This is a genomic window from Pseudomonas sp. FW305-70, assembly GCF_058783925.1.
Genome location: NZ_JBYSYZ010000015.1, coordinates 68,571 through 92,454, shown reverse-complemented (window position 1 = coordinate 92,454; position 23,884 = coordinate 68,571). Strand labels below are relative to the sequence as shown.

Annotated in this window: 20 protein-coding genes; 9 read left to right on the top strand and 11 right to left on the bottom strand. The window is 62.7% G+C overall.

Annotated elements, in window-relative coordinates; translation table 11 throughout:
* Positions 1-134: 134 nt before the first annotated feature.
* Together AC3WN7_RS14150 and speB are read right to left on the bottom strand one after the other, a co-directional pair.
* Complete coding sequence (locus AC3WN7_RS14150) at positions 135-1,646, bottom strand: aldehyde dehydrogenase family protein (RefSeq protein ID WP_095966461.1); 1,512 nt, start codon at positions 1,644-1,646, stop codon at positions 135-137.
* Positions 1,647-1,714: 68 nt separating this feature from the next.
* Positions 1,715-2,716: an agmatinase gene (gene speB / locus AC3WN7_RS14145; RefSeq protein ID WP_008049320.1), complete on the bottom strand. Its 1,002-nt coding sequence runs from the start codon at positions 2,714-2,716 to the stop codon at positions 1,715-1,717.
* 151 nt (positions 2,717-2,867) lie between these two features.
* Here speB and AC3WN7_RS14140 point away from each other — a divergent pair, with 151 nt between their 5' ends.
* From AC3WN7_RS14140 to AC3WN7_RS14110, 7 genes are all read left to right on the top strand, one after another.
* Positions 2,868-3,782 (top strand): LysR family transcriptional regulator, encoded by a 915-nt coding sequence (locus AC3WN7_RS14140; RefSeq protein ID WP_015094432.1) that lies wholly within the window; start codon positions 2,868-2,870, stop codon positions 3,780-3,782.
* 69 nt (positions 3,783-3,851) lie between these two features.
* Positions 3,852-5,360, top strand: coding sequence for a transcriptional regulator GcsR (gene gcsR, locus AC3WN7_RS14135; protein ID WP_095966464.1), 1,509 nt, complete (start codon positions 3,852-3,854; stop codon positions 5,358-5,360).
* Between the two features lie 396 nt (positions 5,361-5,756).
* Positions 5,757-6,140 carry a glycine cleavage system protein GcvH gene (gene gcvH / locus AC3WN7_RS14130; RefSeq protein WP_095966465.1) on the top strand — a complete coding sequence of 128 codons (384 nt, stop codon included), beginning with the start codon at positions 5,757-5,759 and terminating at the stop codon, positions 6,138-6,140.
* Between the two features lie 32 nt (positions 6,141-6,172).
* Positions 6,173-7,429, top strand: a complete 1,257-nt coding sequence (glyA, locus tag AC3WN7_RS14125; RefSeq protein WP_102673978.1) for a serine hydroxymethyltransferase — start codon at positions 6,173-6,175, stop codon at positions 7,427-7,429.
* Positions 7,430-7,568: 139 nt separating this feature from the next.
* The gene (gene lipA / locus AC3WN7_RS14120) at positions 7,569-8,558 is read left to right on the top strand and encodes a lipoyl synthase (RefSeq protein WP_095966467.1); all 990 of its coding nucleotides are present in this window, start codon (positions 7,569-7,571) and stop codon (positions 8,556-8,558) included.
* A gap of 33 nt (positions 8,559-8,591) precedes the next feature.
* Positions 8,592-9,350, top strand: coding sequence for a M15 family metallopeptidase (locus AC3WN7_RS14115; protein WP_102673979.1), 759 nt, complete (start codon positions 8,592-8,594; stop codon positions 9,348-9,350).
* Complete coding sequence (locus tag AC3WN7_RS14110; RefSeq protein ID WP_102673980.1) at positions 9,347-10,063, top strand: L,D-transpeptidase family protein; 717 nt, start codon at positions 9,347-9,349, stop codon at positions 10,061-10,063. Before AC3WN7_RS14115 ends, AC3WN7_RS14110 begins: the two co-directional genes overlap by 4 nt.
* 134 nt (positions 10,064-10,197) lie before the next feature.
* On the opposite strand, the gene AC3WN7_RS14105 is transcribed toward AC3WN7_RS14110, so the two are convergent.
* From AC3WN7_RS14105 to AC3WN7_RS14075, 7 genes are all read right to left on the bottom strand, one after another.
* Entirely contained in the window at positions 10,198-11,586 is a 1,389-nt protein-coding gene (locus AC3WN7_RS14105; protein WP_102673981.1) for a purine-cytosine permease family protein, read from the bottom strand.
* A gap of 45 nt (positions 11,587-11,631) precedes the next feature.
* Positions 11,632-12,372 carry a TorF family putative porin gene (locus AC3WN7_RS14100; RefSeq protein WP_102673982.1) on the bottom strand — a complete coding sequence of 247 codons (741 nt, stop codon included), beginning with the start codon at positions 12,370-12,372 and terminating at the stop codon, positions 11,632-11,634.
* A 107-nt stretch (positions 12,373-12,479) separates the two neighbouring features.
* Positions 12,480-14,219: an amidohydrolase gene (locus AC3WN7_RS14095; protein WP_102673983.1), complete on the bottom strand. Its 1,740-nt coding sequence runs from the start codon at positions 14,217-14,219 to the stop codon at positions 12,480-12,482.
* Between the two features lie 18 nt (positions 14,220-14,237).
* Positions 14,238-16,034, bottom strand: a complete 1,797-nt coding sequence (locus tag AC3WN7_RS14090) for an amidohydrolase (RefSeq protein WP_102673984.1) — start codon at positions 16,032-16,034, stop codon at positions 14,238-14,240.
* Positions 16,035-16,235: 201 nt separating this feature from the next.
* Complete coding sequence (locus AC3WN7_RS14085; RefSeq protein WP_102673985.1) at positions 16,236-17,258, bottom strand: helix-turn-helix transcriptional regulator; 1,023 nt, start codon at positions 17,256-17,258, stop codon at positions 16,236-16,238.
* Positions 17,259-17,345: 87 nt separating this feature from the next.
* The gene (locus AC3WN7_RS14080; protein ID WP_095966475.1) at positions 17,346-18,188 is read right to left on the bottom strand and encodes a nitrilase-related carbon-nitrogen hydrolase; all 843 of its coding nucleotides are present in this window, start codon (positions 18,186-18,188) and stop codon (positions 17,346-17,348) included.
* Complete coding sequence (locus tag AC3WN7_RS14075; protein ID WP_095966476.1) at positions 18,185-19,684, bottom strand: purine-cytosine permease family protein; 1,500 nt, start codon at positions 19,682-19,684, stop codon at positions 18,185-18,187. The genes AC3WN7_RS14080 and AC3WN7_RS14075 overlap by 4 nt, the downstream gene beginning before the upstream one ends.
* Before the next feature lie 199 nt (positions 19,685-19,883).
* Between AC3WN7_RS14075 and AC3WN7_RS14070 the strand changes: the two genes are divergently transcribed.
* Positions 19,884-20,786, top strand: a complete 903-nt coding sequence (locus AC3WN7_RS14070) for a LysR family transcriptional regulator (protein ID WP_095966477.1) — start codon at positions 19,884-19,886, stop codon at positions 20,784-20,786.
* A gap of 111 nt (positions 20,787-20,897) precedes the next feature.
* On the opposite strand, the gene AC3WN7_RS14065 is transcribed toward AC3WN7_RS14070, so the two are convergent.
* Both AC3WN7_RS14065 and ggt read right to left on the bottom strand, forming a co-directional pair.
* The gene (locus tag AC3WN7_RS14065) at positions 20,898-21,431 is read right to left on the bottom strand and encodes a cysteine hydrolase family protein (protein ID WP_102673986.1); all 534 of its coding nucleotides are present in this window, start codon (positions 21,429-21,431) and stop codon (positions 20,898-20,900) included.
* 69 nt (positions 21,432-21,500) lie between these two features.
* Positions 21,501-23,228, bottom strand: a complete 1,728-nt coding sequence (ggt, locus tag AC3WN7_RS14060; protein ID WP_102673987.1) for a gamma-glutamyltransferase — start codon at positions 23,226-23,228, stop codon at positions 21,501-21,503.
* A gap of 136 nt (positions 23,229-23,364) precedes the next feature.
* Here ggt and AC3WN7_RS14055 point away from each other — a divergent pair, with 136 nt between their 5' ends.
* Complete coding sequence (locus tag AC3WN7_RS14055; RefSeq protein ID WP_007980613.1) at positions 23,365-23,877, top strand: methylated-DNA--[protein]-cysteine S-methyltransferase; 513 nt, start codon at positions 23,365-23,367, stop codon at positions 23,875-23,877.
* Positions 23,878-23,884: the final 7 nt, after the last annotated feature.

Below are 23,884 nucleotides of genomic sequence, written 5' to 3'. Positions count from 1 at the left end.
GTTCCCACTTCCTATGCACAACCTGTAGGAGCGAGCTTGCTCGCGATGAAGCCAGGAGCGCCGCGGGGTATCAGGCTTCCAGCGTTATCGTTAGCGACCATCGCGAGCAAGCTCGCTCCTACAATGGACAGGCGTCAGCCTGGCAGCGTGATCCAGACCGCCTTGGTTTCGAGCAGGTAATCGAGCTGCTCGGCACCCAGGTCCTTGCCGAACCCGGACTGCTTGTAGCCACCGAACGGCATCGACGGATCGAGGGTGCCGTGGGCGTTGACGTAGACCGAGCCGGCCTTGAGGCGCGGGATCAGGCTGTGCACTTTGCCAAGGTCGTTGGAATACAGTGCGGCTGCCAGGCCGTAAGGCGAGTCGTTGGCCAGGGCCAGGGCCTCTTCTTCATCGTCGAAGGGTGCGGTGACCAGCACCGGCCCGAAGATCTCTTCCTGGACAATGCGCATGTCGTTGCGGCAATGGGCGAAGATGGTCGGCTCGACGAAGAAGCCTGGGCCTTCGACCGCTTGTCCGCCGTAGACCAGTTCGGCGCCTTCTGCCTTGCCGGTCTCGATGTACTCGGTCACGCGCTGCTTTTGCAGGGCCGAAACCAGTGGACCGATGAAGCAGTCCGGGTCCAGGCCCGGGGCCATTTTCAGGGTGCGCGTGTAGGCGATCAGCTCACCCAGGAATTGGTCGTAGACACTGCTATGAATATAGGCCCGTGTACCGGCGTCGCATACCTGCCCGGAGTTGAAAAACACACCGTTGGCGACCGCTTGGGCGGCGGCCGGGATGTCGGCGTCGGCGCAGACGATGACCGGTGATTTGCCACCGAGTTCGAGGGTCAGGCGCTTCATGTCATCCAGCGCTGCGCGACCGACTGTCTGGCCGACCGGGGTCGAACCGGTGAAGGTCAGTTTGTCGATGCCAGGGTGGGTGGCCATGGCCGCACCGACCACACTGCCGCGCCCGGTGACGATGTTGATCACGCCATCGGGGATGCCCGCTTCCTGCACCAGTTCAGCGAAACGCAGGGCCGACAACGAGGTCAGCTCGGCGGGCTTGACCACGACGGTGCAACCGGTCGCCAGCGCCGCGCCGAGCTTCCAGGCCATGGTCTGCAGCGGGAAGTTCCACGGCACGATGGCACCGACCACGCCGACCGCTTCCTTGCGGGTATAGGCCAGGTAGTTGCCCGGCAGCGAAGGTTCGACGGTACGGCCGTGCAGCTTGGTGGCCCAGCCGGCGAAGTAACGCAGGGTATCGACGGTGCCCTGGATGTCCACGTCCTTGGCGAAGGCTACGGATTTGCCCATGTCGATCGATTCGATTTCCGCCAGTTCGGCAGCGTTCCGTTCGATCAGGTCGGCCAGGCGTTGCATCATGCGCTCGCGTTCGGCCGGTTTGGCCTGGCGCCAGGCGCCGCCGTCGAACTGCGCGCGGGCGGCTTGCACGGCGCGGTCCAGGTCATCGGTGGTGCCCATGGGAATGCGGGTGATCAGGCCTTCGGTCGAAGGTTCGATGACATCGGAGGTCTGGCCGTCGCTGGCTTCGACCCAGGCGCCGCCGATGAACATTTTCTGGACCTTGCTGAGGAAGGTCTGGGTGGCTTCGCTGACGCCGAATTTCTGCAGGTAACTCTTGACGATCGTGTCCATTTTTATTCTCTCTGCCCGGCAGTCAGGCACTGCCGGGGCTCTGGCTTCTGAGCTTTGTGGTTTCGATATCAGGCTGGAGTGGTTTCGCTCTCGGCGGCCGCACGCACCTTGCCGCGCTCGTGGAAGATGAAACCGATGCTGTTGAGCAGCAGTTGCGCGGCGAGGATCGAGGTCATGCCGGTCGGGTCGTACACCGGCGCCACTTCCACCAGGTCCATGCCGACGATGTTGCCCTTGCTGCGCTTGGCCAGGGCCTGGATGATTTCCAGCACTTCGTAGTAGAGGAAGCCGCCGTGGCTCGGGGTGCCGGTGCCGGGGGCGATGGACGGGTCGAAACCGTCGATGTCGATGGTGATGTAGTAGTTGATGTTCTGCGGGATCAGCGCCAGCACACCCTCGACACCGAGGCGGCGCACGTCGCGCACCGAGAGGATTTTCGAGCCGGCCTCATGGGCCGCTTCGTAGTCGTCACGGTTGGACGACGACACGTTGCGGATGCCCATCTGGGTCATGCCGACGATGTGGTTCATTTCCGAAGCGCGGCGCAGCGGGTTGCCGTGGCCGTAGCGCACACCGTGGCGCTCGTCGACGAAATCCAGGTGCGCATCGAAGTGGATGATGTGGATCGGGCCGCGGCCCTCGAACGCCTTGATCACCGGCGCGTGCACCGAGTGGTCGCCGCCGAGCACCACCGGCATCACGCCGGCATCGAGGATCTTGCGCACGGCGTATTCGGTGTTCTTGTTGCTGGTGGCCATGTCGGTGTGGACGATGTCGGCATCACCGACGTCGACCATGCGCACGTCCGATGCGGTGAGGTACATCACGTCATCTTCATGATCGTAGGCACCGGCGTGGCCGAAGGAAAACAGCGTCGATGCTTCACGAATCCCGCGGGGTCCGAAGCGTGCACCGGAGCGCCACTGGGTGCCCATGTCGTTGGGCACGCCCAGCACCGCGACGTCGGCATCCAGTGCATCCCAATCGGTGCACACCGGGGATTTGCCAAAGGTGCAATGACCCACGAATGGCAGGTTCAGGCGTCCGGATTCATAACCGTTGTTCGACATTTCTAGCCTCTCCACTTCTTGTTATCGGCCTGGCGGACTGCAAGGCGACCGCCGTTGGAGAGACTATGGGCGCAGGTTTTCGTGGAAAAAATGCTAAACATCAGATACTCATATCGGCATTCCCGATGCGTCCACAGGCCGGAGGTCCAAGATGATCCAGCTGCACGATGTCGACCTGAAACTGCTCAGGGTGTTTGCCACGATTGTCCGCTGCGGCGGTTTCTCGGCCGCGCAGGCGGCGCTGAATGCCGGGCAGTCGACCATCAGCGAGCAGATGACCCACCTGGAAACCCGCCTGGGGGTCAAACTCTGCCAGCGCGGGCGCAGCGGCTTTCGCCTGACCGAACAGGGCGTGGCGATTCATGAAGCCACCCAGCGCCTGCTGTCGGCGGTGGAAAACTTCTGCATGGACGCCGACGTGCTCAAGCAGCACATCAGCGGCAAGCTCAACCTGGGGATCATCGACACCACGATCACCGACCCCGACTCACCGATCCCGCGCACCACCCAGCGCTTCGTCTCACGGGGCCATGACGTGCACCTGAACGTGTACGTCGGTACCCCGGCGGAGCTCGAAGAACGGGTGCTCGACGGTCGACTCCATCTCGCCATCGGGCACTTCCCGATCCATGTGCCGGGGCTGCTGCAATCGCCGCTGTACCAGGAAGCCCTGGGCTTGTATTGCGGGCGGCGCCACCCGCTGTTTGGCAGCCAGGCTGAAGGTGCGGAACTGCTCGAAGAAGTCGCTGCCGGGCGCATCGTCGTGCGTGGCTACATGCAGCAATACGACCTCGAGCACCTGGGCGTGAGCAAGGCGGCCGCCACCGTCGATAACATCGAGGCTTCGGCCATCCTGATCATCTCCGGCGCCTATGTGGGCTTCCTGCCCGAGCACTTCGCCAGCCAGTGGGTCAAGAGCGGCGAGATGCATCAACTGGCAGCCGCGAGCCTGCGCCTGAAGTCACCCTTCGATGTGATCACCCGGCGCGGTACGGCGCCGCCGCCCATCCTCCAGGCGTTCCTTGAGGACCTGGCCGCCAGCGCCCGTAAAACCGCCAAGCCGTGATATGACACTCGCCAAATTGAAATTTTGCCGGGCATACTGATTTTAGTTCGCCAACCTTGCAGGCCCGTCATGCGCATCCACGTCACCTTCATCGACCGCGTCGGCATCACCCAGGAAGTGCTGGCCCTGCTCGGTGGACGCAGTTTCAACCTGGACGCCGTGGAGATGGTCCCGCCCAACGTCTACATCGATGCGCCGACCCTCGGCGCCGAGGTGCTCGAAGAGCTGCGCGAAGCCCTGTTTGATGTGCGCGGCGTGCAGGCCGTGACCCTGGTCGACATCCTTCCGGGGCAACGCCGGCGCCTGCAACTGGACGCCTTGCTGGCCGCCAGTTCCGACCCGGTGCTGGCGGTGGATGACCGTGGTCATGTGCTGCTGGCCAACCCGGCGCTGATCGCCCTGTGCGGCCGCGAACCGGCCGGTGAATCGCTGACCGCCCTGTTCGACGATGCCGACTTGCAGCGCACTCTGATCGCCCATCATTTCCGCCTGCCGATGCACGAGGTCAGTCTCGGCGGCCAGACCTTGCTCCTCGACGCGATGCCGATCACCGACGCCGGTGCCCTGCTCACCCTGTATCAACCCAATCGCATCGGCGAACGCCTGTCGGCGCTGCACCACGACCATGCCGAAGGCTTCGATGCGCTGCTTGGCGAATCGCCGCCGATCCGCGCGCTCAAGGCCCGCGCGCAACGGGTCGCAGCATTGGATGCGCCACTGTTGATCCAGGGTGAAACCGGCACCGGCAAGGAGCTGGTGGCCCGTGCCTGCCATGCCATCAGCCCGCGTCACGACGCGCCCTTCCTGGCCCTGAACTGCGCGGCACTGCCGGAAAGCCTCGCTGAAAGCGAGCTGTTCGGCTACGCCCCCGGCGCCTTCACCGGCGCACAACGGGGCGGCAAGCTCGGCCTGCTGGAACTGGCCGACCAGGGCACGGTATTCCTCGATGAGGTGGGGGAAATGTCGCCCTATCTGCAAGCCAAGTTGCTGCGCTTCTTGAGCGATGGCTGCTTCCGTCGGGTGGGGGGCGACAAGGAAGTACGGGTCAATGTGCGGGTGCTCAGCGCGACCCACCGCGACCTGGAAAAAATGGTCGCCGAAGGACGTTTCCGCGAAGACCTGTTCTACCGCCTCAACGTGCTCAACCTGCAAGTGCCGCCGCTGCGCGAGCGCGGTCACGACATTCTGCTGATGGCCAATCACTTCATGCAACAGGCCTGCGCGCAGATCCAGCGACCGGCCTGTCGCCTGGCGCCGAGCACCTTCAGTGCCCTGCTCGGCAACCGCTGGCCGGGCAACGTGCGACAACTGCAAAACGTGATCTTTCGTGCGGCGGCGATCTGCGAAAATCCGCTGGTGGACATCGACGACCTCGACATCGCCCGCACCGCCGTCGAGCGGCAAAACGACGGCGAAGTGGGCAGCCTGGAAGAGGCCGTTGGCGACTTTGAAAAGAACCTGCTGGAACAGCTTTACCGCAGTTATCCGTCCAGTCGGTTGCTCGCTGCGCGGTTGCAGACATCCCATAGCGCCATCGCGATTCGCCTGCGCAAGTACGGGATTCCCAACAAACCGTAAGACTGACTCGGTCAAAATGTGGGAGCGGCGGTGCGGCGATCCGACTTGCTCGCGAATGCGGTGTGTCATTCACCATCAGTGTTGCCTGACAGGGCGCCTTCGCGAGCAAGCCCGCTCCCACAAGGGGATCAGTGTTGTGGTTGGATTCCATGTCTTAAAATCGATACGGCGTAGCGAAATCAAGACAACCACTTGCCTGCCAGCAATCACGGCGCTTGCGTCCGGGGCTTTGCTTGCCCGTATTGATTTCAATACAGCACTCGTCATCCCTTTCTTGTAAAAACACCTTAAGCCATTGATTTAAAACGACTAATAAACATTGGCACCGCCCTTGCTATCACTCCTCCAACCCCGCTCGTCGCCCCGCCACGAGCCTTAAAACAATAAGGAGTTGATATGAGCCAATTGCGTTTTACCGTCGATCACGAATGGTTGCGCCTTGAGAGCAATGGCCTGGTCACCGTCGGCATCACGGCGTTTGCCCAGCAGGCGCTGGGGGATGTGGTGTTCGTTCAGGTGCCTGAATTGGGCGCCTTCGGTGCCGGCGCTGAAGTGTCGGTGCTGGAGTCGGTGAAAGCGGCCAGCAGCATCGGCATGCCGCTGGACGGTGAGGTGGTCGAGGTCAATGACACGCTGGAGGGCACTCCGGAACTGGTCAACGAAGACCCGTTGGGCGAAGGCTGGTTCTTTCGCTTCAAGCCGGTCGATGTCGAGGCGCTGGGAGATCTACTGGATCAAGACGCCTACGAACGCCTGACCGCCGAACACGCCGACGCTTGAAGCCCCCACGAATCCGGAAAAAGGACCACACCATGTTCAGCAAACACGACCAGATCAAAGGCTACGACGACGAACTGCTGGCGGCGATGAATGCCGAGGATGCCCGGCAGGAACACCATATCGAACTGATCGCCTCGGAAAACTACACCAGCCAGCGGGTCATGCAGGCCCAGGGCAGCGGCCTGACCAACAAGTACGCCGAAGGGTATCCGGGCAAGCGCTACTACGGTGGCTGTGAGCACGTCGATGTGGTCGAGCAACTGGCCATCGATCGCGCCAGACAACTGTTCGGCACCGACTACGCCAACGTCCAGCCGCACTCCGGCAGCCAGGCCAACGCCGCGGTTTATCTGGCGTTGCTGCAAGCGGGCGACACCGTGCTCGGCATGAGCCTGGCCCACGGCGGCCACTTGACCCACGGCGCCAAGGTGAGTTTTTCCGGCAAGCTGTACAACGCCGTGCAGTACGGCATCGACACCGCCACCGGCCTGATCGATTACGACGAAGTCGAGCGTCTGGCACTGGAGCACAAGCCGAAGATGATCATCGCCGGCTTCTCGGCCTATTCGAAGACCCTGGACTTCCCGCGCTTCCGTCAGATTGCGGACAAGGTCGGCGCCTACTTCTTCGTCGACATGGCTCACGTCGCCGGCCTGGTGGCCACGGGTCTGTACCCGAACCCGCTGCCCTACGCCGACGTGGTCACCACCACCACGCACAAGACCCTGCGCGGCCCCCGTGGCGGTCTGATTCTGGCCAAGGCCAACCCGGAGCTGGAGAAGAAACTCAATGCCGCGGTGTTCCCCGGTGGCCAGGGTGGCCCGCTGATGCACGTGATCGCCGCCAAGGCCGTGTGCTTCAAGGAAGCGCTGGAGCCGGCATTCAAGACGTATCAGGCGCAGGTGATCCGCAACGCCCAGGCCATGGCGCAGGTGTTTATCGAGCGCGGTTATGACGTGGTGTCCGGCGGTACCGACAACCACCTGTTCCTGGTCAGCCTGATCCGCCAGGGCCTGACCGGCAAGGACGCCGACGCCGCCCTCGGGCGTGCCGGCATCACCGTGAACAAGAACGCCGTGCCCAACGATCCGCAATCGCCCTTCGTGACCTCCGGCCTGCGCATCGGTACGCCGGCGATCACCAGCCGTGGCTTCAAGGAAGCGCAAAGCATCGCCCTGGCCGGGTGGATCTGCGACATCCTCGATCACCTGGGCGATGCCGACATCGAAGCCAATGTCGCCCGACAGGCAGCCGCCCTGTGCGCCGACTTCCCGGTCTACCGCGACTGACCCCACAACACAAAACCCTTGTGGGAGCGGGCTTGCTCGCGAAGGGGCCGTGTCAGTCGACATCAATATTGACTGACACGCCGCCTTCGCGAGCAAGCCCGCTCCCACAGGATCTGCGCAATTGCACAAGGAAAGCACCATGAATGCCATTGTCGCATCGACCGGCAAGAGCCCGGCGAAAGTAGAAATCGGCACCAAACTGCGCGGCGCGGACAAGGTCGCGCGGATTCCGGTGAAGATCATTCCCACGGATGAATTCCCGCGCAAACCCGACTGGATTCGCGTGCGCATGCCGATCTCTCCCGAGGTCGAGCGGATCAAGCAACTGTTGCGCAAGCACAAGCTGCACAGCGTCTGCGAAGAAGCCTCGTGCCCGAACCTCGGCGAGTGTTTTTCCGGTGGCACCGCGACCTTCATGATCATGGGCGACATCTGCACCCGGCGCTGTCCGTTCTGCGATGTCGGCCATGGCCGGCCCAGGCCGCTGGACGTCAACGAGCCGATGAACCTGGCCGTGGCCATCGCCGAACTGCGCCTGAAGTACGTGGTGATCACCTCGGTGGATCGCGACGATTTGCGCGACGGCGGCGCCCAACACTTTGTCGATTGCCTGCGGGAAATCCGCAAGCTGTCCCCCGGCGTGCAGCTGGAGACCCTGGTGCCGGACTATCGCGGACGCATGGACGTGGCCCTGGCGATCACCGCCACTGAGCCGCCGGATGTGTTCAACCACAACCTGGAAACCGTACCGCGCCTGTACAAGGCCGCGCGCCCCGGCTCGGACTTCGAGTGGTCACTGGACCTGCTGCAGAAGTTCAAGCTCGCGGTGCCCCACGTACCGACCAAATCCGGCCTGATGCTGGGCCTGGGCGAAACCGACGAGGAAGTCATCGAAGTCATGCAGCGCATGCGCGAGCACGACATCGACATGCTGACCCTCGGCCAGTATCTGCAGCCCTCGCGCAGTCACTTGCCGGTGCAGCGCTTCGTGCACCCGGACACCTTTGCCTGGTTCGCCGAGGAAGGCACGCGCATGGGCTTCAAGAACGTGGCGTCCGGTCCGCTGGTGCGCTCGTCCTATCACGCCGACCAACAACTTCATGGAGGTGCCGGCGGTTTCCAGCCATGATGGAGTGACTGGTCATGCATGGAGCCGTTCCCGATGCCGCGTTCACCCTGTCTGTTGTTGCTGTGCCTGAGCCTTGCCCTGCCGTGCATGGCCGACGACTCGAAACCCGGGCACATGCTGTATGTGCGCAGCGTCGACCCGGGCATCGTGCAGGACATCCGCTACGCCAGCGCACACAATTTCACCGGGCACCCGCTCGACGGCTACCAGGCGGCGGAGTGCCTGCTATCGCAGGACGCGGCGAAGGCGTTGGCCCGAGTGCAAAGCGCACTGAAAGCCGAAGGCTACGGCTTGAAGGTATTCGACTGCTATCGCCCGACCCGCGCGGTGGCGGACATGGGCCGCTTCGCCCATGAACCCGGCGACCCGCTCAAGACCGAGTTCTATCCACGGGTCGACAAGCAGGACTTCTGGCGCCTGGGGTATGTGGCCCGGGTGTCCAATCACTCCCGGGGCAACACCGTCGACCTGACGATGACCGGCCCCGACGCCCTGCCCGCCGACACCTGGACGCCTTCGGTGAAACCGGTGGATTGCACGGCGCCTTACGGCGAGCGCTGGCACGACGGCGCGCTCGACATGGGCACCGGGTTCGACTGCTTCGATGAGCGCGCGCACACCGACTCGGCGCTGATCAACGCCACGGCCAAGGCCAATCGCCAGCGACTGACCGATGCCATGGCCAAGGAAGGCTTTGTGGGTTATTCGGCCGAGTGGTGGCACTTCACGTACAGCGGCAATCCGCCGAAGCCGGACGTCATGGACTTCCCCATCACGCCGTTGGCGCCATGAACCCTCTGCTCAAGGCCCTGTTGATGGCGTTTTTTCCGCTGGCCGCCATGGCCCAGGGACTCGACGGCAGCGACCAACTGATCGTGGTCACCAGTAAAGGCTGGGATGACATCCAGGGCACTGCCCAGCGCTATGAACGGCACGGGCAGACCTTACGCAAATTCGAAGCGCCCTTTGCCGTCGTTCTCGGCAAGAACGGCATGGGCTGGGGCAAGGGGCTGCTCGACAACGGGCCACCTGAAGGACCGGTCAAACAGGAAGGCGACGGCAAGGCGCCAGCCGGGATGTTCAAGCTGGGCACGGCGTTTGGCTACGCGCCTTCGGCCGAAACCCGCCTGCCCTATCTGTCGCTGACACCGGGCATCGAATGCGTGGATGACAGCCAATCGACTCGCTACAACGAACTGGTCGACGGCGCGGTCGTCGAAAAAGACTGGAGCAGCTCCGAACGGATGCGCCGCCCGGATGAGTTGTACCGCCAGGGCATTTTCATCCAGCACAACACCCCGGCCTCTCCCGCTGCCGGCTCGTGCATTTTCTTCCACATCTGGCGCGGCCCCACGGCGCCGACCCGTGGCTGTACGGCCATGGACCCGGCGGATATCGAGCGGCTGCTGGATTGGCTGGACCCTGGCAAATCCCCGGTGCTGGTGCAACTGCCTGAAGCGCAGTACGAGCAGTTGCGTGAGCGCTGGAAGTTACCTGAGCGTTGATTAAGAGCAACACCAAACCTGTGGCGAGGGAGCTTGCTCCCGCTGGACTGCGTAGCAGTCCCATCTTTTAGGGCCGCTACGCGCCCCAGCGGGAGCAAGCTCCCTCGCCACAGGTACTCGCCGCTCTTCCGGTGTTAACCCCGCTCAACCACCACAGCACCCATCGACGGCTTGGCCAGCGCGTAGTAGATCACCCCAGGCACCAACAACCCGACAATCCACGAAATGTCCACGCCGCCCAGTTGCGCAACCATCGGCCCGGAGTAGAAATGGGTGTCGACAAAGGGCAACTGGATCAACACGCCGATCACATAGACGCTGATCCCCAGCACGTTCCAGCGACCGTAGCGGCCTGTCGGGTCGGACAGCGCCGGGATGTCGTAGCGTTCCTTGTTGATGAAGTAGTAGTCCACCAGGTTGATCGCGCTCCACGGGGTGAAGAACGTCAGCAGGAACAGGATGAAGTACTTGAACGAGTTGAGGAACGAGTACTGCCCCGCCAACGCCAGTGCGGTGGACGCCGCGACGATCAGCAGCACAAACAGCATGCGCTGGCAGGCGCTGAATTCCAGGCGGCGGCGAAAGCCACTGATGATGGTGGCGATGCACATGAAGCTGCCGTAGGCGTTGAGGGTGGACACCGTGACCTTGCCGAACACAATGCTCAGGTACAGCAAGGAGGCGATCACACCGCTACTGCCCAGACCGACAATGGTCGCCACTTCGTGCCCACGGAAATTCGCTCCGGCCAATGCGGCGGCGAACACCCCGAGCACCATCGAGGTCTGGGCCCCCAACACTGTGCCGAGGCCCACGGCGGTGAAGGTTTTCCACGATGAGGTATTGCTCGGCAGGTAGCGCGAGTAGTCCGCCACATAAGGGCCGAAAGCGATCTGCCAGGACGCCGAGAGCGACACCGCCAGCAAGAACGTGCTCCAGCTGAAATGACGGTTGTCGAGCAGCAGGCCGATGTCGTTGAGGGTCATCAACCGGGTGAACAGGTAGGCGAAGGCGATGATGCCCAGCACACTGGCCACCCGCCCGACCAGGTGAATCACCCGATAGCCGAAGATCGTCAGGAACGCGATGCACGCCGCGAAAATCAGGATGCCGGCGCTGTCGCTGACGCTGATCAACTGCGCAATCGCCTGCCCCGAGAGCACCGCGCCGGTGGCGCTGAAACCGAGGTACATCAGACACACCAGGACAATCGGGATCGCCGCGCCGTACACCCCGAACTGCACACGGCTGGAGATCATCTGCGGCAGCCCGAGCTTCGGCCCTTGCGCCGCGTGCAGCGCCACCACGGCGCCGCCGAGCACTTGCCCGATCAGCAAGCCGATCAGCGACCAGAACACATCGCCGCCCAGTACCACGGCGAGGGCGCCGGTGACGATGGCGGTGATCTGCAGGTTGGCGCCAAGCCACAGGGTGAACTGGCTGTAGAGGCTGCCGTGACGCTCGGCCTCGGGAATGAAATCGATCGAGCGGGTCTCGATCAGGGGACTGCGTTGCGCACTCATGACGGTGTTTCCTTTGAGGAACTGTTTTTGTTGTCGGGGGTGTACTTAAAAGGTCTTGGTGGCGCTGGCAACGACCGTGGCCGAACACAGGTCGTCATAGCCATACCAACCGCTGCACTCGCTTTTCGACAAGTCCGTGTCGACGTAGCTCAGGCCCCAGGTCACACCGACGAAGTCGCGTGTCAGCTTGGCCTCCCACTCGTAGTAAGACTCGCGGTTATCGCCACTGGCGGACCAGAACGCGGGGTCTTTCACATCGTTGCGTCCAAAGCGCAGGTCCAGGCCGACTTCAGCCGGCAGATCGATTTTGTAGCCCAGGTAGGTGTAAAGGGTGTCCTGGTCCTCGCCGAAAAAGTTCGGTGTGTCCTTTGAGTAATAGGCACCGAGCTTGACGCCATACAGATCGACAATGGCGTAGACCTCGCTGAGGTTGAATTCGGCGTTTTTCGGGTAGTCGTACTTGATGTAGCCCAGGTCCAGGCTGATGGCCTCGGTCGCCTGCCAGAAGTAACCTGCGTAGTACTCAAGCTCCTGCCGGGTATCGAAGTCGCCACCGAAATCCACGTTGGAGGTCCAGGCGCCGATGTACAGGCCACTGCTGTGCAGCAGCGTTGCCCCGCCCTGCACGGCCGGATCCCCCAGGGTTTGCGAGATGCCACGGGTACGGTAGTCGCTGACCACGCCCAGGGTCATGTCAAGGCTGAAGTCATCGTTGAGGGCCAGGGCGTGGCTGCTCAGGGGGGCCAATGCCAGTGCGGCGAGGGTCAATGCTGAAAGTGCGTTCATACAGTTCTCTTGTTGTTATGGCGTACGGGGAATTTCAGGCATGGCGATGCCAGGCCCCTCGCGCTGCGAGGGGCTGGCGGTTTTTGCGTATGTCGGGTGTTCGCAGGTCAGGACGCTGGGGCGTAGACCTGCTTGCCGGCGAAGAAGGTGTTCAGGACTTTGGTTTCGAACAGGTCGTCATCGCTGACCTTGAACACGTCGCGGTCGAGAATGATCAGGTCAGCCTGCTTGCCCGGTGCCAGCGAGCCGATCTGCTTGTCCAGGCCCAGGGTTTTCGCGGCATTGAGGGTGTAGGCATAGAACATGGTCTGGCGGTCGATGCTTTCCTTGGCATTGAGTACGCCCAACGGTCCTTTGCGCGTGCTGGCCTGGGCAATGGCGTTGAACGGATTGGCGCTCGACACCGGCCAGTCGCTGCCACCGGCAATCGTTGCACCGGCGTCATGCAGGGACCGCGCGGGATACTGGTAACCGTAGGCAAAGGCGCTGATGTAGGGCTTGACCAGTTCGACGGTGTAGGACTCGCCAGTGGCCCACAGCAGTTGCATCGAGGCGATCACGCCCAGTTGCTTGAAGCGCGAAAACTCCTTGGGATTGACCAGTTGCAGGTGCGCGACGCTGTGCGGCACTGGCTTCGGGCTGAGCTTGCGCGCATAGGCCACGCCATTGAGCGCTTCACGCACCGCGCGGTCGCCGACGGCGTGCATGTGCACGATCCAGCCGCGTTTTTCCGCCGCCACCACCAGTTCACCGAAGTGCGCCGGGTCGGTCAGCAACTGACCATTTTTATGGCTGTTCTTGAACGGCACGATGACCGCTGCGGTCTGCCCCGGGAACTCGAGAATGCCGTCGACAAAGACCTTGATGCCGGGGAACGTCAGGTTAGGCACGCCTTCGAACTGCTTCATCACCGTGGCGATCACTTCCAGGTCGGCGGGTTTGCTCTTCGGGTTGGTGACCATCAACGCGGCAACGTGGGCGCTGAGTTCGCCGTTCTGCGCCAACGCCTTGTACAGCGGCAGGACGCCGACGGTTTCTGCGGTGGCATGGAAATCGAACAGTGAGTCTTCACTGCCGCCGTTCGCCGCAGCGTCCATCCACGCCGTGATGCCGAACTGGTTGTTGACCCGCACCGCCTCTTTCGCGGCCTTGAGCATGGTCTCCTGGCTGGGCGCGGGAATCCCGCTGCGCACCACGTCCCAGCGTGATTCGGCAAAGTAGCCGTTCGGCGTGAAGTCCGCTTCATGGCCGACGTAACCGCGCTCTTTCTCCGGCAGGCTCTTGACCAGTGCCGCGTCGATGTTCAGACGCTTGAGCATCGCGTTGTTGGCCCAACCGGTGTGGCCGTCGATGCCGCTGAAGACGACAGGCTGATCGGCCCAGCGCCCCTGATTGAACACCTTGCCCAGTTCACGGCTTTTTTCCCAATAGGCCGAACTGACCCCGGCGACGCTGATCACATCGCCAGCCCGGGCACGCCCGGCCTTGTCCTCTTCAATCAACCACTGCTCCAGTTCCGGCAGCGGTTTGACTTCGTCCAGCAGGTTGGCCTTCATGCTGTCGAACGCCCCCACCACCGGGTGGCTATGGGTGTCGATCATGCCTGGCATCAACACCTTGCCCGCCAGGTCGATGCGCTGGGTCTTGGCATCGGCCAGGGCGTTGATTTCGGCATCGCTGCCAACTTTCAGAATCTTGCCGTCTTGCACCGCAACAGCCTGCACCAGCGTCTGGCCGGGTTCAGCGGTAAAGACCTTGCCGTTGAACAACACCAGGTCAGCGGCGGCCATCGCCGGCACCGACGACAAGGCCAGTGCGGCGGCCAACAGGTTTGGAATCAATCGCATCGGAACGCTCTCTGGTTTTTATTGGGCGGATCGGGAAGTAACGGCCTGGGAAACCACGTTTGGCGCAAGCCCCAGGAACGGCGCCTTGGCCCACACGACCTTGCCGCCGACCAGCGTCAACAGCACGTCATTGCGGCCCAGCGCCTCCTCGGGTACCTGCATGAAGTTCTTGTCGAGCACGATCAGGTCAGCGAACTTGCCGACTTCGACCGAGCCCAGCACCGCCTCCAGCTTCAGCTGTTGGGCGGCATTGAGGGTGATGCTGCGCAGCACTTCGGCTCGCGACATGGCCGGATCGCTGTTGAGTCGCCCGGCATATTTGGGTCCATAGCTGTGCGGGTTGGTGGGGTCGCCGGAGCGGGTGACACCGACTTTCAGCGCCAGGAACTCATCGAGGGGATCGACCGGCCAGTCGCTGCCAAACGCCACACGGCCGCCGGCACGGGCGATGCTGCCCGAGGGTTCCATGCGCTCGAAACGCTCGGCGCCGAGGTGATCGCTGGTGCCGTCGACCGTGGACGGTGCCTGCTGCGCCCACTGGAACGACATGGTCGCGGTGACATCCAGCGCCTTGAAGCGTGGGTAGTCGGCAGGATCGACCGACTCGGCGTGCGCGATGGCCGGGCGGAAGTCCGTACCGGGCAGTTCTTTGCGCACATAGGCGACGCTGTCCAGTGCATCGCGCACCGCGCGCTCGCCGGTGGCGTGCAGGTGCGGATCGAGACCGGCCTTGACCGCTTGCAGCACCAGCGGATTGAGCACTTGCGGCGGGAAGTACAGCTCGCCCAGGTTCTTGCCCGGCGTCCACTGCGGTGCCTTGTCGGTGCCGCTGTTGTGCAGGTACGGGGTCAACAGGGCGCCGGTGTCCGCCGGGGCATTGATGATGCCGTCCATGAACAGTTTGACGTGGCGCATGCTCACGCCCGGCGCGACATGCACGTCGCCCTGGTCGTAGGTGCTGGCCAGGGCCTTGGCCTCGGCGATGGTTTTCACCGGGTCGGCGGCCGCGGCGGCCGGGTCCAGCTTGATCGCCAGCAAGGCCCGGGCGGTCAGTTCGCCGGACTTTTGCAGAGTGGTGAAGGCCTTGCCGCTTTCCGGCCCCGACAGGGCATCGAAGAAGCTGGTGATGCCTTGCTGGCGCATGGCGTCGAGGGCCGCACGGGTCTGGTTGAGCTTTTCTGCGTCGGTGGCGGGCGGCACCACGGCGGCCAACGACTCGGCGGCGCCGTCTTCGCAGATGCCGTTCGGGTTGCCGGCGCTGTCACGTCGGTACTTGCCGTCTTCGGGGTCGGGGGTGTTCTTGTTGATCCCGGCCAGTTCCAGGCCGCGAGAGTTGGTCAGCACGGTGTGAAAATCGGTGGAGCGCACCTGGATCGGACGCTTGGTCTTGAGTGCGTCCAGGGTCGACTTGTCGGCGTCGCCGTCAAGCCCGGTCATGCCCATGCGGTCCCAGCTGCCGACTTCCAGCCAGACATCCGGGCCCTTGTCCTTCTCGGCATCGAGGCAGGCCTGGATGCTCGCCTGAAACTGCGCGCGGGTCATGGTCTGGTATTTCAGGTCGCACAGCGTCATGGCGCGACCGCCATCCCCCGGGTGCATGTGCGCATCGACGAAGCCCGGCATCAACATGCGCCCGGCCAGGTCGATCAGTTGTGTCTGCTTGCCGATGTAGCCGTCGACCCCGGCATCGCTGCCGACGTAGACGATCTTGCCGCCCGAAATGGCGATGGCCTGCTGCACGGAATTCTGGCCATCGACCGTGTAGACGTAGCCATTGCGCATGACCGTGTCGGCGGGTGTCGCCGCCAACGCCATGCCGGAGAATGTCGTGGTCGCCGCAATGGCGACAAAAAGCCTGGAAAGTCTCAAATGCCTCACCCCTGTTCTTATTGTTTTGAAGCGGCCCGAACGGCTGCACAAGCCCTTGTATAGACAGGGCCTACCCTATAGGGCGCAGCGTTCGAATGGACCTCTGCAAATGAGGAGGGGTCAGGCAAATAATTGAAACGGCTGGGATTAATCCCGGCGCACGGACTCCGTCAGCGCGCCCGGCGAGCGCAGGACCGAGCCCAGTTCCACCTTGCTTTTCACACCGAGCTGCAAGTAGCAGTTACGCAGATAGGTGCGCACGGTCGCGGGGCTCAGGGCGAGGAGTTTGGCGATTTCCTTGTAGGAATGGCCGGCGGCGAACAGCATCGCTGCCGTGCGCTCCCGAGGTGCCAGGCCGTCCCCGCCCGAGGGCGCATCGAGGGACAGGATGACGTGTTCGGCGTTGGGGCTCAGGGTCAGGGCGCAGCGGCCCAGGCGGATCACGCAGGGGGCTTTGGACAATTGCGCGATCACCTCCGGTGGCAGCGTGGAACCGCTCCAGCCGGGCAGTTCGCGCTGGATGGCAACACACAACCTGGCCCCCACATAGAGCAGACTGCCGTCCATGCGCGTGATGCCAAAATCACTCGCGCCGTTTTCGCTGTCGAAGCGAATCATGTCCTGCACCTGGAACCGCCACAGCTGGAACAGGTGATCGCAGAACGCCAAAAACAGCTCGGCTTCGTTCTCCTCGAACGCCTGTTCATCCTCACCCCGGTAGAGGCAGACGAAAAACATCAGGCCACTTTCGGGCAATTCGTAGGTGATGCTCATCAAGTGATAGAGATCGAAGCGCCGGGCGAAATCATTGACTGCCTCGCAAGGGTCGGTGAAACCCTTGTCGCGCACCACTTCACCGGGATGATTGAGCGTGGCGTAGGAGAACTGATCGTTGGCCGCCACCGGATGCCATTCGGCGGCAAAGGATTCAGGGAGATTGATGCTGCCATGCATCCAGCTTTGCATGGGCACATCATGACCTGGCGCAGACATTTCGCCCCACCAGGCAGAGGCGAAGGGCACCAGTTGACCGAAGGCCTGCAGGCCATCGGCGATGAACCGCGACGATCCGCTCTCCCGCGCCAGCCGGCCAAGGTGCAATACGCAATGATTGAACGCCTTGAGCGTGACCATCGTTGCGTCACCGTCGACTTTATTTCCCGCCCCCATCATTGCGATCCCGTTCACTGCATGGCCTTTCGTTTCGACGATGCCATAGGCCCCTGACGGGCGTCCAGCACGCAATGACATCATCGGTTACAAAGTGCTGTGCAACCCGTACAGCTGTGGCCGGCGATCCTGATGCAGGTCGTTGCGCGCGCTGATGCGCTTGTTGCGCGCTTCGGCGAGGTTCAGCGTCGCCAGCAGGATCTGCTCGCCGCCCTGCTCCGCCGGCCCGGCCAAGGGATAACCGTCAGCATCGACGATGACCGACCCTTGCACCCAACCGACCCCGCGTTCATGGCCATAGCGATCGCACGCTGCAATGAACAGGCGATTCACCGAGGCATTGGCCTGCACCCGCAAGACTTCCGCCGGGCGCTCGGTCTGCGGCCGCGGACCGTCGGGCCAGTTGACCGGCGCGCACAACAGATCGGCGCCGGCCAGCGCCGCAAGACGCACCCACTCGGGGAATTCCAGGTCGTAGCAGATCAGCATGCCGAGCCGTCCATGCAGCGTTTCGATCACCGGCGGCGGCGCATCGCCGGCGGTGAAGATGTCCTTTTCGGCATCCCACAGATGCGCCTTGCGGTACACCGCGCGCAGGCCATTGGCGTCGATCATCGCCGCGCTGTTGGCCAGCTCATCGCCGGGCAGGCGTTCGCAGAAGCCGCCGACGATCACCAGGTTCAGCTCACGGGCCAGGGCCTGCCACAACTGCAATGTCGGACCGTCAACGGTTTCCGCCAGGCTCAGCGCTTCGTCGCGGTCGGCAAACACATAGCCGCTCTGCACCAGCTCAGGCAGCACGACGACTTGCGCCCCCTGGTGCGCCGCCTGGCGAATCGCGCGCTCGGTGAGCGTGCGGTTGTAGGCCAGGTCACCTATTTTCGGTGCCAGTTGGCAACAGGCGACCACGGTATTTTTTGCGTTGTTCAACGCCCTGCCTCCGCAGATGAATGGGTCATGGCGACGATGTCGCTCTCGCTCAGTGCATCGATCACCCGGCGTTCGGCGGCCAGGTCAATCGAGCGGCTGAGCAGGTAATAGGTCAGCCCCGACACCACCAGGCCCACCAGCCAGGCGATGTCCACGCCTTCGAGCACCCGCGCCAGCGGGCCGACGAAAACCTCTTTGCCGGCGGCGGCATCGAAGATGTAGAAGAACGGCACCATCGCGGCAAAGCCGATCAGGTACGAGACGATGCCGCGAAATTGCCAGGCGCCGTAGATGCCCTTTGGTGTGAAGAAATGCGGGATCGCATAGCGGCCCCTGCGCACAAAGAAGTAGTCCACCAGGTTGACCGCGGTCCACGGCACGAGGAAGTACAGCAACAGCACCAGGAAGGTGTTCAACAGCGCGATACCGTCACCTTTGATCGACAGCACGCAGGTCAACAGAACCACGCTGATCACACTGATCGACAGCACGCGGGCGCGGGGAGTCGGGGTGATTTTCCTGATCGAGTCGACACCGGTCAGCAGCGTCAGCATGGCGCTGTAGGTGTTGAGCGCGATGATCGGCAGGAAGCCCGCCACCGAGACGATCACCAGCAGATTGCCCAACCCCGGCACCATGGAAGAACCGACCTGATTCAACGCCACCAGTGCATCCGCGGCTTTCAACTGCTGCGCCAGCCAGGCGCCGAGGCCGATCATCCAGCTGCCGGACAACGAGGCACCGATGAACACCGCCGCGATCAATTTCACCCGGCTGGTGTTTTTCGGCAGGTAACGGGAATAGTCGGACACGTAGGGCGCATAGGAAATGTTGTAGCTGGCACCGATGGCGAACAGCGTGGCGAAGGCCACCCAGTTGAAACCCAGATCGGTCGCCGGCGTGACACCTTCCTGACCCGCACCGAACATCAGGGCGATGGTCACCAGGGCGTACAGCGGCAAGGTCGCCAGCAAGGCCCACTTGAACGCCTTGTGCATCAGGTCGTGGCCGTAGATCGACAACAGCGCACCGATCAGCACCACGGTGACGGCGACGATGGTCGGGTCGATGCCGAACACATGTTCCAGGCCGTTCATGATCAGCGAGATGTTCACCACGTTGAATCCGACGAACACGAACATGGTCGCCATCAACGCCAGGATCACCCCGCGATAACCGAACTGGGCGCGGGACTGGATCATCTGCGGCAGTCCCATTTCCGGGCCCTGGGAGCCGTGGAACGCCATGAAAATGGTGCCGAACATGATGCCCAGGGCACCGGCGAGCAGGGTCCACAGTGCGGACAAGCCGAGGCTCGGGCCGACAAAGCCGATGGAGATGGTGAAGAAGTGGAAGTTGCCCAGGAACCAGAACGGTCCCTGGCTGCTGAGTTTGGCGTGACGTTCGTTTTCCGGAATGTAATCGATGGAGTGGCCTTCGATGGCCAATCCGCCACTCGCCTCGGCGGCGCGCGCAGACACTGGGGAACCTGACATACGATTGTTCCTATGCTGGTGTTTGTTGTTTTTGTGGTTACAGCGCTCGCTACGACGTCCAGATCGGGTGAAACTCCAGAAAAAGCTGACGATGACGCTGGTTTCACGGCAATGTAGGGTGTGAGTCCGGGCAATAAAATATCGCAGGCACACTGTTCACATAGATCAGCGCCTATGTAATCGAGAACCGGGAGCCCCCATGCTGGGAACTGTTACGGAGCTGGATCTGCGTCTGATCCGGGTATTTCTGACCGTCGTCGAGGCCGGCGGCATCTCGGCGGCGCAAACCGCCCTCAACACCACGCAGCCGACGATCAGCGCGCAATTGGCGACGCTGGAAGCGCGGGTCGGTTTCCGTCTGTGCGAACGCGGACGTGGCGGGTTTTCCGTCACGCCCAAAGGCACGCAGTTCATCGAGGCGGCCCGACGCTTGCTGGCGGCGGCCGAAGGATTCCGGGTCGAGGTGCAGCACATCAACCGCAAAGTCTCGGGCAGCATCAACATCGGCCTGCTGGGGCAGATCGATCCGGTGGCGAACAAGAAAATCGGCCTGGCCATTGCCCGTTTGCGGGCTCGGCACGAGGGGCTGTACTTCCATTTCACCGAGCTGTCGTCGTCGCTGCTGGAAGAGAAAATCATCAACGGCCATATCGACCTGGCCATTGGTTACTTCTGGCACCGCTTGCCCAGCATCGATTATTTCCCGTTGTTCCCGGAAACCCAGATTGCCTACTGCGCGCCCTCGCATCCGTTGTTCGACCAGGTCGGCGCACTGACCCGCGAAGATGTCAGCGGCTTTGACTGGGTCTGGCCGAGCCATCCGCTGCCGGAGATGCCGGCCCCCACCTCCCTCGAACGCCTGACCGTGCTCACCGACAGCATGGACGGCGCGGCCCTGCTGATCCTGTCCGGCCAGCACCTGGGGTTTCTGCCACAGCACTACGCGACCCGGCATGAACAGCTGGGGCAATTGCACCCGCTGAACCCGGATCTGCTGCGTTATGAGGTGAGCTTTCATGCGGCGGTGCGGCATTCATCTCGTCAGAAGGACCTGGTGAGTGCGTTCCTCAACGAGCTGATGGAGATTTTCGGAGCGGTGTAGGGCTCTGTGGGAGCGGGCTTGCTCGCGAAAGCGTCGCTACAGTCAATATTGATGTTGACTGATACACCGCTTTCGCGAGCAAGCCCGCTCCCACAGGGGGATGTGGTGGGATCAGAAATGGATGTCCTTGGCCGGGATCACGTCGATTCGCGCCACGGAACCGGTCAGGCGCTTCAGGTCCTTGTTGTGTTCGGCGATGATGTCTTCGGCGGTCTGGTTGCCGTTGTCGACGGTGGAATGAGCATCGCTCGCCAGTACCACGTCATAGCCCAGTTTCAGGGCCTGGCGCACGGTGGAGTTGATGCAGTAATCCGTCTGCAAACCACAGATGACCAGGCGCTCGAAGTCCTGCACCGGTAAAAGATTTTGCAGGTGGGTCTTGTAGAACGAATCCGGGGTGGTCTTGCGCACGCGATGATCCGTGGGCGAGGTTTGCAGTCCTGCGGCCAGTTGCCAGCCGGGAACATCATGCGCCAGCGGGCTGCCCGTTTCTTCGTGCTGGATCAGCACCACGGTCACGCCGGCCTTGCGCGCCCGGGCAGACAGGTCATTGATGGTGTTGATGACTCGTTCGATCTCGAAGCACTCGTACTCACCGCAACACAAGGCCTGCTGGACGTCGATGATTAACAACGCAGTGGTCATGATTTCCTTCCTTGAACGGTCGATGGTTCAGGGGACGAACATAAGCCCGCCCCCCTCCGGACACAACCCTCAATAACCCAGCGACAACCCGGTGTTACGCCGAGGGTCGTTCGCCCCGTAGAAACGGTTCTTGCCCACCGGCTTGCCCCCCAGGGACGGCGCACCGACCAGGATCGCCGCCAGGTGGTTGGCGTCCTGTGGACCGGCAAACTTGTGCCCCCAGCTTTCCAGGATCTTCACCGTGTCCGGGCTGGTGGTGAACGCTTCCAGGTTGGTTTCCTCCGGCAGCCACTGTTGGTGGAAACGCGGCGCATCCACTGCTTCCTGGATGTTCATGCCGTAGTCGATCACGTTGAGCATGGTCAGCAAGGTCGCGGTGATGATGCGGCTGCCACCCGGGGTGCCGACCACCATCACCACTTTGCCGTCCTTGGTGACGATGGTCGGGCTCATGGACGACAGCGGCGCCTTGCCGGGTGCGATGGCGTTGGCCTCGCCCTGCACCAGGCCGTACATGTTCGGCACGCCGATTTTCGAGGTGAAGTCGTCCATTTCATCGTTGAGGATGACCCCGGTCTTGCTCGCCATCACGCCCGCGCCGAACCAGTCGTTGAGGGTGTAGGTCACCGACACCGCGTTGCCCCACTTGTCGACGATGGAGTAATGCGTGGTGTTGCTGCCTTCATGGGGCGCTACGCCGGGCTTGAGCTCACTCGATACCGCGGCTTTTTGTGGCTTGATCGCTTCGCGCAGCTTGGTCGCGTAGTTTTTATCCAGCAGGTGGGCAATCGGGTTCTTCACGAAATCCGGATCGCCCAGGTAGCTGTTGCGGTCGACATAGGCGTGGCGCATGGCTTCGATCTGATAGTGCATGCCCTGGGCCGAGTGATAGCCCAGTTCCTTCATCGGATAGCCTTCGAGGATGTTCATGATCTCGCAGATCACCACGCCGCCGGAGCTCGGTGGCGGTGCCGAGACCACGTGGTAGCCACGGTAGTCGCACTCGATGGGCGCCAGTTCGCGGGTCTTGTATTTGTCGAGATCGGCCTGGGTGATGATGCCCTTGTTGGCCTGGCTGGAGGTGACGATGGCGTCGGCCACCCAGCCCTTATAGAAACCGTCGGCGCCTTTCTCGGAGATTTCCCGCAGGGTCTTGCTCAGGTCCTTTTGCACCAGCTTCTGGCCGACCTGCATCGGCTCGCCGTTGCTGAGGAAGATCGAGCCGGAATCCTTCATGTCCTTCTTGAACATGTCGGTGGCGTAGTCCAGCAGATCGACGTCGCCCTGCTCCAGCACGAAACCGTCTTCGGCCAACTTGATGGCCGGGGCGATGATTTCCTTGCGCGGTTTGGTGCCGTACTTGGACAGCGCCAGTTCCATGCCGGAAACGGTGCCCGGCACACCCACGGCCAGGTGGCCACGGGTACTCAGATCGGGAACGACGTTGCCGTCCTTGTCCAGGTACATGTTGGCGGTGGCGGCCAGCGGCGCTTTTTCACGGAAGTCGAGGAAGGTCTTGCGCCCGTCCGCCAACTGGATGGTCATGAAACCACCGCCACCGAGGTTGCCTGCCGCGGGGTACACCACCGCCAGCGCATAGCCGACCGCGACCGCTGCGTCGACGGCGTTGCCGCCGCTCTTGAGCACATCCACGCCCACATGGCTGGCCAGATGCTGGGCGGTGACCACCATGCCGTTTTCCCCCGTCGCCGGGGCCACGGAGGCAGCGTGAGCAGTCAGGCAGCTGAGAGCCAATGAGGTCGCAATCAGCGATTTGGCAAAAGGTTCGTACTTCATGAGTCGGTCTCTTCTTGTCATTAACCAGGGGAACGCTTCAAAAGCCGTGAGCAAGTATGGTCGGGATTACGTATTGCGCCTCCTCGTCGAGGCAGTATCCTTAACGCTTGTTCAGCAATTTTCCGCGAGCCCTGGCATGACCTATACCTGCATCACCGTGGCTTCCCCGGTCGGCCAGTTGAAGCTGGTGGCGAACGGTTCGCGACTGGCAGCCATCCTCTGGGAAAACGACAAACCCGGGCGGGTGCGCCTCGGCCCGATGAGCGAGGCGCCGGACAACCCGATCCTGGTGCGCACCGCCGCGCAGCTGCGCGAATATTTTTCCGGCACCCGCGATCGCTTCGAACTGGAACTGGACTTTGCCGGCACGCAATTTCAGAAAAAGGTCTGGGCGGCGCTGCTGACCATCCCGTTCGGCGAGACCCGCAGCTACAGCCAGATCGCCGAACAGATCGGCAACCCGGCGGCGGTCAGGGCGGTGGGTGCGGCGAATGGCAAGAACCCGATTTCGATCGTGGCGCCGTGTCACCGGGTGATTGGGGCGTCGGGCAAGCTCACCGGGTTTGCCGGTGGGCTGGAGGCGAAGGCGTTGTTGCTCACCCTTGAAGGCGGGCAAACGCCCGGCACCGCACGCCTGCCCGGCTTTTGACCTTGTA

Excerpts from the sequence above, each read along its gene's own strand:
- AC3WN7_RS14150 (WP_095966461.1), bottom strand. The coding sequence starts at position 1,646 with ATGGACACGATCGTCAAGAGTTACCTGCAGAAATTCGGCGTCAGCGAA.
- speB (WP_008049320.1), bottom strand. The coding sequence starts at position 2,716 with ATGTCGAACAACGGTTATGAATCCGGACGCCTGAACCTGCCATTCGTG.
- AC3WN7_RS14140 (WP_015094432.1), top strand. The coding sequence starts at position 2,868 with ATGATCCAGCTGCACGATGTCGACCTGAAACTGCTCAGGGTGTTTGCC.
- gcsR (WP_095966464.1), top strand. The coding sequence starts at position 3,852 with ATGCGCATCCACGTCACCTTCATCGACCGCGTCGGCATCACCCAGGAA.
- gcvH (WP_095966465.1), top strand. The coding sequence starts at position 5,757 with ATGAGCCAATTGCGTTTTACCGTCGATCACGAATGGTTGCGCCTTGAG.
- glyA (WP_102673978.1), top strand. The coding sequence starts at position 6,173 with ATGTTCAGCAAACACGACCAGATCAAAGGCTACGACGACGAACTGCTG.
- lipA (WP_095966467.1), top strand. The coding sequence starts at position 7,569 with ATGAATGCCATTGTCGCATCGACCGGCAAGAGCCCGGCGAAAGTAGAA.
- AC3WN7_RS14115 (WP_102673979.1), top strand. The coding sequence starts at position 8,592 with ATGCCGCGTTCACCCTGTCTGTTGTTGCTGTGCCTGAGCCTTGCCCTG.
- AC3WN7_RS14110 (WP_102673980.1), top strand. The coding sequence starts at position 9,347 with ATGAACCCTCTGCTCAAGGCCCTGTTGATGGCGTTTTTTCCGCTGGCC.
- AC3WN7_RS14105 (WP_102673981.1), bottom strand. The coding sequence starts at position 11,586 with ATGAGTGCGCAACGCAGTCCCCTGATCGAGACCCGCTCGATCGATTTC.
- AC3WN7_RS14100 (WP_102673982.1), bottom strand. The coding sequence starts at position 12,372 with ATGAACGCACTTTCAGCATTGACCCTCGCCGCACTGGCATTGGCCCCC.
- AC3WN7_RS14095 (WP_102673983.1), bottom strand. The coding sequence starts at position 14,219 with ATGCGATTGATTCCAAACCTGTTGGCCGCCGCACTGGCCTTGTCGTCG.
- AC3WN7_RS14090 (WP_102673984.1), bottom strand. The coding sequence starts at position 16,034 with ATGGCGTTGGCGGCGACACCCGCCGACACGGTCATGCGCAATGGCTAC.
- AC3WN7_RS14085 (WP_102673985.1), bottom strand. The coding sequence starts at position 17,258 with ATGGGGGCGGGAAATAAAGTCGACGGTGACGCAACGATGGTCACGCTC.
- AC3WN7_RS14075 (WP_095966476.1), bottom strand. The coding sequence starts at position 19,684 with ATGTCAGGTTCCCCAGTGTCTGCGCGCGCCGCCGAGGCGAGTGGCGGA.
- AC3WN7_RS14070 (WP_095966477.1), top strand. The coding sequence starts at position 19,884 with ATGCTGGGAACTGTTACGGAGCTGGATCTGCGTCTGATCCGGGTATTT.
- AC3WN7_RS14065 (WP_102673986.1), bottom strand. The coding sequence starts at position 21,431 with ATGACCACTGCGTTGTTAATCATCGACGTCCAGCAGGCCTTGTGTTGC.
- ggt (WP_102673987.1), bottom strand. The coding sequence starts at position 23,228 with ATGAAGTACGAACCTTTTGCCAAATCGCTGATTGCGACCTCATTGGCT.
- AC3WN7_RS14055 (WP_007980613.1), top strand. The coding sequence starts at position 23,365 with ATGACCTATACCTGCATCACCGTGGCTTCCCCGGTCGGCCAGTTGAAG.